The sequence below is a fragment of the Deinococcus grandis genome (assembly GCF_001485435.1).
GTDB lineage: Bacteria > Deinococcota > Deinococci > Deinococcales > Deinococcaceae > Deinococcus > Deinococcus grandis.
The window spans coordinates 2,070,543-2,084,195 of the sequence record NZ_BCMS01000001.1 but is presented as its reverse complement, the minus strand read 5'-3'; the positions used below and the strand labels follow the sequence as shown (position 1 = coordinate 2,084,195).

Annotated in this window: 11 protein-coding genes and 1 riboswitch; of the genes, 7 read left to right on the top strand and 4 right to left on the bottom strand. The window is 69.9% G+C overall.

The window, feature by feature from the left end; translation table 11 throughout:
• The first annotated feature begins 25 nt into the window (after positions 1-25).
• Entirely contained in the window at positions 26-616 is a 591-nt protein-coding gene (gene mglA, locus DEIGR_RS10215) for a GTPase MglA (RefSeq protein WP_058976959.1), read from the top strand.
• Between the two features lie 185 nt (positions 617-801).
• Here the strand turns inward: mglA and DEIGR_RS10210 are convergent, their stop codons facing one another.
• A complete protein-coding gene (locus DEIGR_RS10210) occupies positions 802-2,844 on the bottom strand; it encodes a zinc metalloprotease (protein ID WP_058976957.1) in 2,043 nt (680 codons plus the stop codon).
• 231 nt (positions 2,845-3,075) lie between these two features.
• Positions 3,076-3,170, top strand: a riboswitch (SAM riboswitch).
• A 133-nt stretch (positions 3,171-3,303) separates the two neighbouring features.
• On the opposite strand from DEIGR_RS10210, the gene DEIGR_RS10205 reads away from it, so the two are divergent.
• Both DEIGR_RS10205 and DEIGR_RS10200 read left to right on the top strand, forming a co-directional pair.
• The gene (locus DEIGR_RS10205; RefSeq protein WP_058976954.1) at positions 3,304-4,641 is read left to right on the top strand and encodes an O-acetylhomoserine aminocarboxypropyltransferase/cysteine synthase family protein; all 1,338 of its coding nucleotides are present in this window, start codon (positions 3,304-3,306) and stop codon (positions 4,639-4,641) included.
• Positions 4,638-5,669, top strand: coding sequence for a homoserine O-acetyltransferase family protein (locus tag DEIGR_RS10200; RefSeq protein ID WP_058976952.1), 1,032 nt, complete (start codon positions 4,638-4,640; stop codon positions 5,667-5,669). Before DEIGR_RS10205 ends, DEIGR_RS10200 begins: the two co-directional genes overlap by 4 nt.
• A 72-nt stretch (positions 5,670-5,741) precedes the next feature.
• On the opposite strand, the gene DEIGR_RS10195 is transcribed toward DEIGR_RS10200, so the two are convergent.
• Genes DEIGR_RS10195 through DEIGR_RS10185 form a run of 3 tightly spaced genes read right to left on the bottom strand, consistent with a single transcriptional unit; the run spans position 5,742 to position 8,517 of the window.
• Positions 5,742-6,293, bottom strand: a complete 552-nt coding sequence (locus DEIGR_RS10195) for an MOSC domain-containing protein (protein ID WP_058976950.1) — start codon at positions 6,291-6,293, stop codon at positions 5,742-5,744.
• Between the two features lie 21 nt (positions 6,294-6,314).
• Positions 6,315-6,953 (bottom strand): ribonuclease HII, encoded by a 639-nt coding sequence (locus DEIGR_RS10190; RefSeq protein WP_058976949.1) that lies wholly within the window; start codon positions 6,951-6,953, stop codon positions 6,315-6,317.
• A gap of 10 nt (positions 6,954-6,963) precedes the next feature.
• Entirely contained in the window at positions 6,964-8,517 is a 1,554-nt protein-coding gene (locus DEIGR_RS10185; protein WP_058976947.1) for an AMP-binding protein, read from the bottom strand.
• Positions 8,518-8,786: 269 nt separating this feature from the next.
• Here DEIGR_RS10185 and DEIGR_RS10180 point away from each other — a divergent pair, with 269 nt between their 5' ends.
• The 4 genes from DEIGR_RS10180 to DEIGR_RS10165 all read left to right on the top strand — a co-directional run bounded on the left by DEIGR_RS10180 (position 8,787) and on the right by DEIGR_RS10165 (position 13,625).
• Positions 8,787-9,560, top strand: a complete 774-nt coding sequence (locus DEIGR_RS10180; protein ID WP_058976946.1) for an ABC transporter ATP-binding protein — start codon at positions 8,787-8,789, stop codon at positions 9,558-9,560.
• On the top strand, positions 9,557-11,497 hold the full coding sequence (locus DEIGR_RS10175) for an AMP-binding protein (protein WP_058976943.1): 1,941 nt from the start codon (positions 9,557-9,559) through the stop codon (positions 11,495-11,497). The genes DEIGR_RS10180 and DEIGR_RS10175 overlap by 4 nt, the downstream gene beginning before the upstream one ends.
• Entirely contained in the window at positions 11,494-12,396 is a 903-nt protein-coding gene (locus DEIGR_RS10170) for a branched-chain amino acid ABC transporter permease (RefSeq protein ID WP_058976942.1), read from the top strand. The genes DEIGR_RS10175 and DEIGR_RS10170 overlap by 4 nt, the downstream gene beginning before the upstream one ends.
• A gap of 149 nt (positions 12,397-12,545) precedes the next feature.
• Positions 12,546-13,625, top strand: a complete 1,080-nt coding sequence (locus DEIGR_RS10165) for a branched-chain amino acid ABC transporter permease (RefSeq protein WP_058976940.1) — start codon at positions 12,546-12,548, stop codon at positions 13,623-13,625.
• Positions 13,626-13,653: the final 28 nt, after the last annotated feature.

The following is a 13,653-nucleotide window of genomic DNA, read 5'->3' as shown; positions in this document are numbered from 1 at the left end:
CTCACTGTCACCCCAGAGGAGTTCCATGAGCACCATCAACTTCGCGGCGCGCGAAATCAACTGCAAGATCGTCTACTACGGCCCCGGCATGAGCGGCAAGACCACCAACCTCAAGCACGTCTTCTCCAAGGTGCCCGGCCACCTGCGCGGCGAGATGGTCTCCCTGGCCACCGAGGACGAACGCACCCTGTTCTTCGACTTCCTGCCCCTGGACCTGGGCACCGTGCAGGGCTTCAAGACCCGCTTCCACCTGTACACCGTGCCCGGACAGGTGTTCTACAACGCCAGCCGCAAACTGATCCTGCGCGGCGTGGACGGCATCGTGTTCGTCGCCGACAGCGCCCCCAACCGCCTGCGCGCCAACGCCGAGAGCATGCGCAACCTCCGCGAGAACCTCCAGGAGCACGGCATCGACGTGCGCGACGTGCCGATCGTGCTGCAGGTGAACAAACGCGACCTGCCCGACGCGCTGCCGCTGGACATGATCCGCGCGGTCGTGGACCCCAGGAAGGAACTCATGATCTTCGAGGCGGTGTCGGACAAGGGCGTCGGCGTGTTCGAGACCCTCAAGACCGTCAGCCGTCTCGTGCTCGAACGCCTCTCGCAGAACAAGTAGGATCCTCCCCGCGCCGGGCCGCCCAGCACCTGTGGGCGGCCCGGCCGCTGTGGGCCAGTGCCGGGAAGGCCCACACCCGACCCGGGCTGGCGGGCACGGGAAGAACCCGGCCACCGGGACCGGGTTCTTCGGGGTGTGAGCGCCGGTCTGGCCGAACGGTTCACCCTGTCTGGTCGGAGTCCGTCTTACTTCGACAGGCGCAGTTTGCGCTGGTAGGCGGTTTCCTCGGGGAAGGCCACCACGCCGGTCTGGGCCTTGAAGGTCGGGCTGAAGCGCATCTTGGCGCCCTGGCCGACGCTCAGGCCTTCCAGGCCGTTGAGGTTCTCGTACCACTTGTACGCGGTGACGGGCACGCCCGCGCTCTTCGCGGCGCTCAGGACGCTGCGGTACCCGTCGTGCGCGAGCTGCGCGGCACCCAGGTAGTCCAGCGCGTCGTACTTCGTCTTGGCCTGCACGAACTTGCTGTCGGCGCTCTGCGCGGCGCTGCTGACGCTGCCCGCCTTGTTCGCGCGGCGCACGAGCTCCAGGATGGCGTTCGTGTTGTTCAGGTACGCGGCGGTCAGGTAGCGGTACTGGCTGTCCAGGTTGAACTGCCCGAAGGTGCGCGACAGGTCGTTGTAGGACATGATCGTCGCGCTCTGGTCGCCGGTGTTCACGAAGTGGAAGTCGCCGCTGGGGCCGTACGAGAGGTTCTGTTCGCTGTCGTACCCGTCGTGCGGGTGGCTCAGGCTGAGGTGGTGCCCGGTCTCGTGCACGCTGGTGTCCGTGAAGCCGTACCCGAAGTCGAACAGGTCGGGCGTCAGGAAGGAGTACACGAAGCTCTGCGTGCCGGTCTCGCCGTCGTCGTACGCGACGCCCAGCAGGCCACCCTGGCTGTTCGTGCTGTCGTTGAACAGGTAGATGGGCAGGTTGTACGTCCCGGCGGGCGTGGTCTTGTACGTCTCCCGCAGTTCCTTCACGCCGAACTGGAACAGCTTCTCGCCGCTGAAGTCCGCGTAGTCGGGCGAGCAGGTGTCTTCACTGACCCCGAAGAAGCACTTGTACACGTCGGCCAGGTCACCGTCGAGCGCGGTGGTCTTGCTGGTCTGCTTGAAGGTCGCGAAGGGCTGGAGGACCTTCACGCGGTCCTGAAGCAGCGTCTTGTTCAGGACCGTGGCGGGGTCGGCGGCGCCGTCACCCTGCTCGATGTGCACGTCCAGGTTGATGGTGTCGGGCATCTCGGGAGGCGTGAGGGCCGCGCGGTAGATGGGGCTGGGCGTGAACAGCAGGTTGATCGCGGTGTAGCGCGCCACCAGTGCCAGGTCCGGGCTGACCTTGCGGCCGTATCCGATGTTCGCCTTGCGGGTGCCGTACTCCCAGATGGGCGGCATGCGGTAGTCGGGCGCACCGTCGCCGTCCACGTCGGGGTTGGTCACGTCGAACGCGTCGGTCCAGGGGTCGGGGTTCGCGGACAGGTCGTAGAACCACACGCGCTGCGCGGGGGCTTCGGTGCGGGCGCTGCCGCCCCAGGCGATCAGGCGGCGTGACGAGTAGGTGCCAAACGGCGCGCCGGTATCGGTGTCCTTGGCGTCCAGTCGGGCGTAGCTGTGGAACTTGAAGTCCGGGCGGTCATACCAGTTCACGAAGTAGATGGTGTACTCGCCGGGCTTGACGCCCACGCGGCCTACGTTGTCCGCCAGCCAGTTCTCGGTCTTCAGCGCGTCGACGACGATGTTGTTGTTCGCGTCGATGGCGCGCGTGATGTTGCCTGACGGTGTGGTGCAGGTCGGGTCACCCTGGCAGTTGAAGATTTTCTCGCGGCTGGTCAGGGGTGCCGGCTGGCTGACCTCCTGGGTCTGCACGAACTTGAAGAAGTCGTCCTCGAAGGCCTGGTTGGCGAAGACGTAGTTGTAGTCGAAGTCGAAGCTGGTGCCGGTCTTCTCGGTGCGGCCGTACGCGCTGGGGATGCGGTTCACGGCGTCGTACGTGCTGGGCAGGGTCTGATCGAAGTCGGCGGTGCTGATCTGGCGGGCGGTGGCGACCTGACCGGGCAGGGTCTGGCGGTACCCGACGAACACGATGTTCACCTTGAGTTTGGTGTTGATGGTGTCCTGCGTGCCGGGTTTCAGGGCCTGTAGTCGTCCGAAGTCCGTCTGGGTGCCGGGGGTGGGCGTGGGGGTGTTGGGTCTGGTGCAGCCGGCGAGCAGGGCCGCGCCCAGCAGGGCGGTGGCGACGAGCTTGTGGTTCATGTGACTCCTGAGGGTGAGGTGGGAGTGGGGTGGTCCGCGCAGGACCGCGGTGAACGTCGTGTCATGCCCGGGGCCAGCACTGGATGGACACATGGAATTGGGATGACCGGCTCATGCTACTCCGTTTCCCCCGAATGGGTGGGTCGGGATGCGGCTCTTCACAGCTGGACAGCGGCCTTGACCCTCCCGGCGTGGGCACGCTACCCTGCGTGACAGCTCCCGCGTGGAGCGACCCACTTCAGAGCGCCCGAGAGACCTGGCTCGTTGACGGCGCGGCAACCGGACCTCATCACGTCACGGTGCCAAGGCCAGCCCCGCAGGCGAGTCGACGATGACCGCCGCCGGGGAGCAAGAGGGAAGGTCACGCGGTGATATCTCAGCGCCCCTTCTCGAATCCACCCGAGCAGGGGCGCTTCCCATTTGCGCCCCACCGACGCACCCCACCGAGGAGGCGCAGTCATGGCGCACAACTTCGAGACGTTGCAGGTTCACGCCGGGCAGAAGCCCGACCCCACCACGGGCGCGCAGCAGACGCCCATCTACCCCACGAACAGTTACGTGTTCCAGTCGCCGGAGCACGCGGCGGACCTGTTCGGCCTGCGGCAGTTCGGGAACATCTACAGCCGGATCATGAACCCCACGAACGCCGTGTTCGAGGACCGCGTCGCGGCGCTGGAGGGCGGCGTGGGGGCACTGGCGGTCGCCAGTGGGCACGCCGCGCAGTTCCTGGCGATCACGAACGTCGCGCAGGCGGGGGACAACATCGTGTCCAGCCCGAACTTGTACGGAGGGACCGTGAACCAGTTCCGCGTGACCCTGAAACGCCTCGGGATAGAGGTGCGTTTCACCAGCCGCGACGAGCGCCCCGAGGAATTCACGGCCCTGATCGACGACCGTACCCGCGCCGTGTACCTGGAAACCATCGGGAACCCCGCGCTGAACATCCCGGACTTCGAGGCGATCGCGGCCGCCGCGCACGCGCAGGGCGTCGCGGTGATCGTGGACAACACCTTCGGCGCCGGCGGGTACTACTGCCAGCCCCTCAGGCACGGCGCGGACGTGGTGCTGCACTCGGCCAGCAAGTGGATCGGCGGGCACGGCAACGGCATCGGCGGCGTGATCGTGGATGGCGGCACCTTCGACTGGGGGAACGGCCGTTACCCCCTGATGACCGAACCCAGCCCCAGCTACCACGGCCTGAACTTCTGGGAGACCTTCGGCGCGGGCAACCCGCTGGGCCTGCCGAACGTGGCGTTCATCATCCGCGCCCGCACCGAGGGCCTGCGCGACCTGGGCCCCACCCTGGCGCCGCAGCAGGCGTGGCAGTTCCTTCAGGGCCTGGAAACCCTGAGCCTGCGCGCCGAACGGCACGCCGACAACGCCCTGGCGCTGGCGTCGTGGCTGGCGGCGCACCCGGACGTGGCGCGCGTCACGTACCCCGGCCTGAGCAACCACCCGCACTACGACCGCGCCCAGCACTACCTGCCGCGCGGGGCGGGCGCCGTCCTGACCTTCGAACTGCGCGGCGGGCGCGCGGCGGGCGAGGCGTTCATCCGCTCGGTCGCCCTGGCGCAGCACGTGGCGAACGTCGGGGACACCCGCACGCTGGTCATCCACCCGGCCAGCACCACCCATAGCCAGCTGGAGGACGCCGCGCAGCGCGCCGCCGGGGTCACGCCCGGACTGGTGCGCGTGTCGGTGGGCATTGAGCATATCGACGACATCCGCGACGACTTCGCGCAGGCGCTGGCCGCCGCGCTCGTCGAGGCCGGTGACGTGACCGGAGAGGGCGCGTGACCGCCCTGACGCACCCCACCACCACCCCCTTCCCGCTGACCGCGCCGGATGACGCGCCCGAACGATGTCAGGCGCCGGAACGCCCCCGCCTGCGGGTCGCGCGGCTGTTCCGCACCCAGCCGCTGCTGCTCGACTGCGGCGTGCCCGTCAGTGACGTGCGCCTCGCCTACCACACCTACGGGACGCCGCAGGAGACCGCCACGCTGGTCCTGCACGCCCTGACCGGCACGAGCGCCGTGCACGAGTGGTGGCCGGACTTCCTGGGCGAAGGGAAACCCCTGGACCCTGAACGCGACTACGTGATCTGCGCGAACGTCCTGGGCGGCTGCGCCGGCAGCAGCGGCCCCGCCGACCTGCCCACCCTGAACGGCCAGGACGCCCCGCTGACCCTGCGCGACCTGGCCCGCGCGGGCCGCGCCCTGCTGGAGCACCTGGGCGTCAGACGCGTGCGGATCGTGGGCGGCAGCATGGGCGGCATGCTCGCGTACGCGTGGCTGCTCGAATGCCCCGACCTCGTGGAGAAGGCCGTGATCATCGGCGCCCCGGCCCGCCACTCCCCGTGGGCCATCGGCCTGAACACCGCCGCCCGCAGCGCCATCCGAGTCGCGCCCGGCGGGGAGGGGCTGAAGGTCGCGCGGCAGATCGCCATGCTCTCCTACCGCAGCCCCGCGAGTTTCGCCGCCACCCAGGCCGGGCAGCGCGCCCCGGGCGTTCCCGCCATCACGTCCTACCTGCACCACCAGGGCGAGAAGCTCCACGCGCGCTTCTGCGAACGCACGTACGTCGCCCTGACGGGCGCGATGGACGCCTTCCAGCCCAGCGACGCCGAACTGCGCACCATCCGCACGCCCGTCCTGGCCGTCGGGATCAGCAGCGACCAGCTGTACCCGGCCGTCGAGGTGCAGGCCAGCGCCGCACTCCTCCCGCACGCGCGGTACGTCGAGCTGAACAGCATCCACGGGCACGACGCGTTCCTCATGGACGCCGGGGACCTGCCGCAGCAGGTCAGCGCTTTCCTGAACGGCTGAGCCCCACCCTCAATCCACAGCAGGAAGCCGCGCCGCATCCGGACAACATCCAGACGGGCGCTTCCGGCGTGATTACACGCGCCGCAGGGGCTCGTGCGGTTCCGGCGGCAGCGTCACGTGGATGGCGTCGCCGGGCGTCACCGCGCCGCCTTCCAGCACGACGCCCATCACCCCGGCGAGGAACACCGGGGCGCCCGTGTCGTCCGTGCCGATCAGGCGGCGCATCAATCCCGGCTGGAACGCGTCGATCTGCGCGCAGGGGTTGCGCAGGCCCGTCACCTCGACCACCGCGCCGGACGGGAAGGTCAGTTGCGTGCCGCGCGGCAGGGCCAGCAGGTCCAGGCCGCGCGTGGTGATGTTCTCGCCCAGGTCGGCCGGTTGCACGCGGAAGCCGTCCGCCGCGACCTGATCGAACAGTTCGGCGTGGATCAGGTGCACCTGCCGCAGGTTCGGCTGCGCGGGGTCAGCACGGACACGCGAACGGTGCCGCACGGTGTCGCCCGCGTGCGCGTCGCCCTGCACGCCCAGCCCGGCCAGCAGCGTGATTCCTGGCTGCGGCGCCTTGCTGAAGCGGTGGATGCCGTCCCGCGCGACGGCGATGACCTGAGCCTGCTGGAAAGTCATGCGCCGAGCGTACCCCGCGCGCTACAGCAGCCGTTCGGGTTCGTTCAGCAGCGCCCGGATCGGCGCGAACGACCGGCGGTGCGCCTCGCTGACGCCCAGGTCGCGCAGGGCCGCGCGGTGGGCGGGAGCGCCGTACCCCTTGTGCCCCGCGAAGCCATAGCCGGGGTGCCGCGCGTCCAGTTCCAGCATCAGTCGGTCGCGTTCCGTCTTCGCCAGCAGGCTCGCGGCGGCCACCGAGTAGCTCAGCGCGTCGGCCTTCGGGGGGGCCGTCAGGGGGAGGTCCGTGCGGAGCTTCAGGTAATCCGTGACCAGTGCCTGCGGGGGCGGGTCCAGCCGCGCCAGTGCCCGGGCGGCCGCCGCGTGCGTGGCGCCCAGGATGTTCAGCCGGTCGATCTCGTCCGGCCAGGCGTGCTCCACCGCCCAGCTGACGGCCACCTCGCGCACCTGCGCCGCGAACGCCTCGCGCTGCGCGGCACTCAGCTGCTTGCTGTCCCGGAACGGGTACTCGGCCGCCGTGCCCGGCAGGATCACGGCCGCGACCGTCACCGGACCCGCCCACGCGCCCCGCCCGGCCTCGTCCACGCCCGCCACGCGGAAATACCCGCGCCGCCAGTGCTCACGTTCGTAGGACCAGTCGGGGGTGACGGAGGGGACGCTCATCGGGCGTACCCTAGCGCAGCCCCGCCGCCGACGTCTCGGGGCTCGCCGCGCGGCGGCGCAGCACGTGCCGCAGCACCTTCCCGCTGGCCGTTTTCGGGAGGTCGGTCACGACGTGCACGCGGCGCGGGCAGGCGTGCGCGGGCAGCAGCGGCTCGCAGAAGCGTTGCAGCTCGCGGCCCTGCACCTGCGCGCCGGGGTGCAGCGTCACGAACGCCACGGCGATCTGCCCGGCGTCCGGGTGCGGGGCGGCCACCACGACCGCCTCGCGGACGCTGGGGTGGCGGTACAGCGCGGCCTCCACCTGCGCGCTGCTGACGGGCTGCCCGCCCAGGTGCAGCAGGTCCCCGGCCCGGTCGAGGATCTCCAGGCGGCCGTCGGGGTGCGTGACGGCCAGGTCGCCGGTGTGCAGCCAGCCGCCTTCCAGGGCGCGGCGGGTCGCGGCGCGGTTGCGGTGGTAGCCGCGCATGACCTGGTTGCTGCGCACGACGATCTCGCCGGGCGTGAAGCCGTCGTGCGGAACGGGCTGGCCGTCCTCGGTGACGGCGCGGACCTCCCCGGCGAACGCCATGGGGTGTCCCTGGCGGGTCAGGGCCTCGGGCGGCTGCCCGGGCGGGGCGGGGGGCAGGTCGGCCGGGTCGGTCAGGGTGAGGATGGCGCTCGTCTCGATCAGGCCGTAGCCGTGCAGTACCTCGAAGCCCTGCGCGGTCAGCGTGCCCAGCAGGCGCGGGCCGGGGCTGGTGCCCGCCACGAGGACCCGCGTGGGGCTGCCCAGCGTGAGGGGCGCGGCCGGGTCCGACAGCGGCGCGAGCAGCGCGGGAGAGGCGCACAGGTGCGTGACGCCGCGCGTGAGCAGGTCCGCGCGCAGCGAGTCGCCGGGCAGCAGGTGGGTGGCCCCGGCGGCGCTGACGGTCCACGGGGCGCCCCAGCCGTTGCCGTGCGTCAGGGGCAGGGCGTGCAGGTAGCGGCTGGGGGGGCGCAGGTTCAGGTGGTACAGCAGGTTCGCCTGGTTCACGAAGGCGGCGCGGTGCGTGAGCATGACGCCCTTGGGGTCGCTGGTGGTGCCGCTGGTGTAGTTGATGCTGATCGGCTGGTCCTCGTCCAGCGTGTCCGGCAGGGTCAGCGGGGCGGGGGAGAGGCCGCCCAGGCGTTCCAGCAGCGGCGCCCCGGGGCCGGTGGGCACGACGGGCACGTTCAGGGCGGTCAGGGTGTCCTGCACGCGGGGAAGGTCGCGGGTGTCGACGAGGGCCGCGGCGGGCTGGGCGTGCTGCGCCAGGAAGCGCAGGGCGTCGTCGGGGAAGGCGGGATTCAGGGGGACGATCACAGCCCCGGCCAGCGGGACGGCGTGGAAGGCCAGCAGGGCGTCGGTGGTGTTCGGGCCGATCAGCAGGACGTGCGCGCCGGTCTGCACGCCCAGGTTCCGCAGGTGCGTGACGAGTCGCGCGGTGGCCCCTGCCAGGTCGGCGTAGGTCATCACTTCGGTGTCCGGTGCGTGCAGCGCGGGGCGGAGGGCGTGAACGGTCAGGGCGCGCAGGACGGCGCTCAGGGGGCTGAGGGGAATCTTCACGGGGTGGCCTCGCGGCGGGGTGGGGCGCGTGTGGGGGCGGAAAATCAGTCTGCCTGCAGGGGCGGGGCGGCCTGACGACCTGTCTAGATCAATAGACCTGAAATCTCGGCAAAAGACAATCTGTCTAGTCAAGTTGACTGGCAGCCGACCCACCCCATCCGCATAATCGACTCACCCAACCTCACGTTCCGACGCCCGGCTCACCCGAGAAGCCGGACACCCCTGCCACACCCGCGAGTTCCGCCCACGGCCCCGCGCCGGGAGGTGCCATGCCGCAACTGCACGTGGAGAACGTCACCCTCACCTTCGGCGGCCTGAACGCCCTGACCGACGTCAGCCTCACCGTCCCCGAAGGCGAGATCGTCAGCATCATCGGCCCCAACGGCGCGGGCAAGACCAGCCTCCTGAACTGCATCAGCGGCTTCTACCACCCCACCCGCGGCCAGATCCGCTTCGGGGAACACGACCTCACGCACGCCGCGCCCAACGTCATCACCGGCTACGGCGTCGCCCGCGCCTTCCAGAACCTCGAACTGTTCCGCGGCCTGAGCGTCACCGAGAACCTGCTGCTCGCCCGCCACACCCACCTGCGCTACGGCCTGCTGAGCAGCCTGCTCTACTACGGCCGCGCCAGCCGCCAGGAAGCCCAGAACCGCGCCTACGTCGAGGGCATCATCGACTTCATGGAACTCGAGGAACACCGCGCCCACCCGGTCGGGACCCTCGCCTACGGCATCCAGAAACGCGTCGAGGTCGCCCGCGCCCTGACCCTCGCGCCGCGCCTGCTGCTCCTCGACGAACCCATGGCCGGCATGAACGTCGAGGAGAAAGAAGACATGGTGCGCTTCATCCTCGACATCAAACGCGAGCACGGCGTCACCGTCGTCCTGATCGAACACGACCTCGGCGTCGTCATGGACATCAGCGACCGCGTGTACGTCCTGGACTTCGGGCAGCTGATCGCCGCCGGGACGCCCGCGCAGGTCAGCGCCGACCCGCGCGTCATCGCCGCGTACACCGGCGCGCAGGAGCTCAGCGCATGACCGACGTCACCACCCTGACCCTCCCGCAGCTGCTCGCCCGGCGCGCCCACGACACCCCGGACGCCGTCGCGCTGCGCCACAAGCAGCTGGGCATCTGGCAGGAAACCACCTACGCCGCGTACCACGAACGCGCCCGCGAGGTCGCCGCCGGCCTGCACGCCCTGGGCGTCCGGCGCGGCGACAAGGTCGCCATCATCGCCGAGAACATCCCCGCGTGGGCCTACACCGAACTGGGCGCCCAGGCCCTCGGCGCGATCAGCGTCGGCGTGTACCACACCAGCGTCGCCGCCGAGGTCGAGTACGTCCTGACCTACACCGACGCCAGCGTCGTCCTGTGCGAGGACGAGGAACAGGTGGACAAACTCCTGGAACGCCGCGCCGCGCTCGGCCAGGTCCGGCACGTGATCGTGGAGGACCCGCGCGGCATGAGCAAACACGCCGGGGACGACTGGATCATGACCTTCGACGACCTGCTCGCCCTGGGCCGCGCGCAACCCGACGACCACTACGCCCGCGAATCCGCCCAGGGCCACCCGGACGACGTGTGCCACTTCAGCCTCACCAGCGGCACCACCGGCCAGCCCAAGGCCGCCATGCTCAGCCACCGCAACCTGCTGTTCATGGGCCAGTCCCTCGGGCAGGTCGAGGGCTTCCGGGCCGGGCAGGACTACCTGAGCTTCCTGCCGATGGCGTGGATCGGCGAGCAGATGATGACCGTCGGCGTGGCACTCGCCAACGGCGTCACCGTGAACTTCCCCGAGAGTAGCCACACCGCCATGCACGACCTCGTCGAGATCGGCCCGCACTTCATGTTCGCCCCGCCCCGCATCTGGGAAGGGCTGCAGAGCCAGGTGTTCATCCGCGTGCAGGAATCCTACCCGCTGAACCGCGCCGCGTACCGCACCCTGCTGCGCTGGAGCACCGACGCCGCCGACGCCAGCCTGCGCGGCAAGCGCCCCACCGGGCTGGCCGCCCTGAAACGCTTCGTCGCGTACCACGCGCTGACCCGCCCGCTGCTCGACCAGCTGGGCCTGCTGCGCCTGAAGCACGCCTACACCGGCGGCGCGGCCCTCGGCCCGGATGTGTTCCGCTTCTACCACGGGCTGGGCGTGAACCTGAAACAGATCTACGGACAGACCGAGAACATCGGCATCGCGTACGTCCACCGCGACGGGGACGTCCGCTTCGACACCGTCGGCCTGCCCCTCCCGGGCGGCGAGTGCCGCATCAGCGACACCGGCGAGATCCTCTCCCGCAGCCCCGCCGTGTGCCAGGGCTACTACAAGAAAGCCGACGCCACCGCCGACACCATCCGGGACGGCTGGCTGCACTCCGGCGACGCGGGCCGCCTGACCCCCGAAGGGCACCTCGTCGTCATCGACCGCCTGTCGGACGTCATGCACGCCGCGGGCGGCGAGACCTTCAGCCCGCAGTACATCGAGAACCGCCTGAAATTCAGCCCGTACATCAAGGAAGCCGTCGTGTTCGGCGACGGACAGGACGACGTGACCGCCTTCCTGAACGTCGATCCGCTCACCGCCGGGCAGTGGGCCGAACGCCACCGCCTCGCGTACACCACCTACATGGACCTGAGCAGCAAACCCGAAGTCGCCGACCTGATCCGCAAGGAAGTCGCGGGCATCAACGCCCTGCTCGAAGAGCACGAACGCGTGCGGCGCTTCGTGCTGCTGTACAAGCTGCTCGACGCGGACGACGACGAACTCACCCGCACCGGCAAGGTCCGCCGCGCCGCCATCCGCACCAAGTACGCCCCCATCGTGGACGCGCTGTACGACGGCAGCCAGCAGGTGCGCGTCCACGCCACCTTCCGCTACCAGGACGGCCAGGAACAACACGTGGACACCGACGTGCAGATCCACCGCGCCGACCCCCCCGCCCCGGTGACCGCGCCCCACGCGCGGCAGGTGACCGCATGAACCTCGACCTGCTCCCGCAACTGCTGCTCGCCGGCGTCGTGATCGGCAGCATCTACGCGCTGGCCGCGCTGGGCTTCGTGCTGATCTACAAGTCCAGCCGCGTCATCAACTTCGCCCACGGGCAGGTGATCGCCACCGGCGCGTTCATCGCCTTCGCCCTGACCCAGTCCGGCATGAACTTCTGGCTGGCGGGCCTGCTCGCCATGCTCGCCACGTTCGCGCTGGGCATGCTGATCGAACGGGTGTTCCTGCGCCGCATGGTGGGCGAACCGATCATCAGCGTCATCATGGTCACCATCGGACTGGCCAGCGTCGTCGACGGCCTGCTGCACCTCACGCCCTACGGCGCGGGCAACTTCAGCTTCACCACGCCCGCCGCACTGAGCGGCGCCGGCATCGACCTGCTCGGCACGCAACTGTCCCGCGTGCAACTGGCCGGGGTGCTCGCCGCGCTGGCGCTGCTGGGCGGCTTCACGTACTTCTTCAACCGCAGCACCATGGGCATCACCATGCGCGCCGTCGCTGACGACCAGATGGCCGCCATGTCCGTCGGCACCAGCGTCGAGCGCGTCTTCGCCCTCGCGTGGGCCTTCGCGGGCCTGACCGCCGCCGCCGCCGGGGTCATCCTGGGCCTCATGAGCGGCCTGACCCTCACCGGACTGGCCGGCATCGGCCTGAAGGTCTTCCCGGTCGTGATTCTCGGCGGCCTCGACAGCGTCCTGGGCGCCATCGTGGGCGGCATCCTGATCGGCGTGCTGGAAAACCTCGCCGCCGGGTACCTCGACGGCCTCGTGCCGGGCGGCGGCACCCGCGACGTCTTCCCGTTCATCGTGCTGCTCATCGTGCTGCTGCTGCGCCCCTACGGCCTGTTCGGCACCAAGGAGATCGAACGTGTGTAACGCGCCCCAGGAGCAGTTCTCCGAATTACAGCATCAGGAAATGAAATTCCTGATGCCTCCATTCTCCGCCCTGCTCACTCAATTCCACTCGCTCCGCTCGGCCGTAAGCGACAGGTCTTTACGGCATATGCCCCAGGAGCACCGCTGACATGCCCGCCTCCCGCTTCACCCAGACCGGCAACTACCGCGTGCGGTACGCGCAGGACCAGACGATCTTCGCCACGTACGCCGAACAGCTCAGCCTGCTGCTGCTCATCGCCGCGCTGTTCGCCCTGCCGCTGATCCTGCCCCGCGCGTGGTTCCCGTACCTGACGCAGATCGTGATCTTCAGCGTCGCCGTGATCGGCCTGAACGTCACCACCGGTTACACCGGCCTGATCAACATCGGGCAGGGCGCGTTCATGGGCGTCGGCGCGTACGCCACCGCGCTGGCCGCCACCCGCCTGAACCTCCCGTTCTACCTGGCGATCCCGCTGGGCGGCGTGGCGGGCGCCCTGATCGGCACGCTCGTCGGGCTGCCCAGCCTGCGCCTGAAGTACCTGTACCTCGCGATCGCCACGCTGGCCTTCCAGATCATCTTCGAGTGGGGCGTGGGGCACACGCCGCTGCTCGAACAGGGCGGCGTGATCAAACCCCCCACCCCGCAGGCGTTCGGCGTGAAGGACTCCTTCCTGAACCACAACGTCTTCTGGTACCTCGTGAGCCTCCCGGTCCTGATCAGCCTGGCGCTGCTGTGGCGCAACGTGCTGCGCACCCGTCACGGCCGCGCCATGATCGCCGTGCGCGACAACGACCGTGCCGCCGCCGCCATGGGCATCCACCCGGGCCGCGCCAAACTCACGGCGTTCCTGATCGGCTCGTTCTACGCCGGGGTGGCCGGGGGGCTGTTCATGTACTTCCAGAAGGGCGCCGTGATCGAGGACTACAGCCTGGGCCTGTCCGTGAAACTGCTCGCCATGGCCATCGTGGGCGGCCTGGGCAGCCTGCCCGGCTCGTTCCTGGGACCGCTGTTCATCGTGGGTCTCGACCGGGGCGTGGAACTCCTGAGTCAGAGCGCCCTGCTGGGCCGCGTCACGGCGTTCGCCGAGGGCGTGGACGTCGCGTCCGCGCTGCGCCCGTTCTCGTTCGGGATGGCCATCGTGCTGTTCCTGATGTTCGAACCGCGCGGCCTGGCGAACTGGTGGCGCCTGACCCGCCTGTACTTCAAACGCTGGCCGTTCAAATTCTGACCCCCCTACGCCCCCCCGCCGGGCCGCC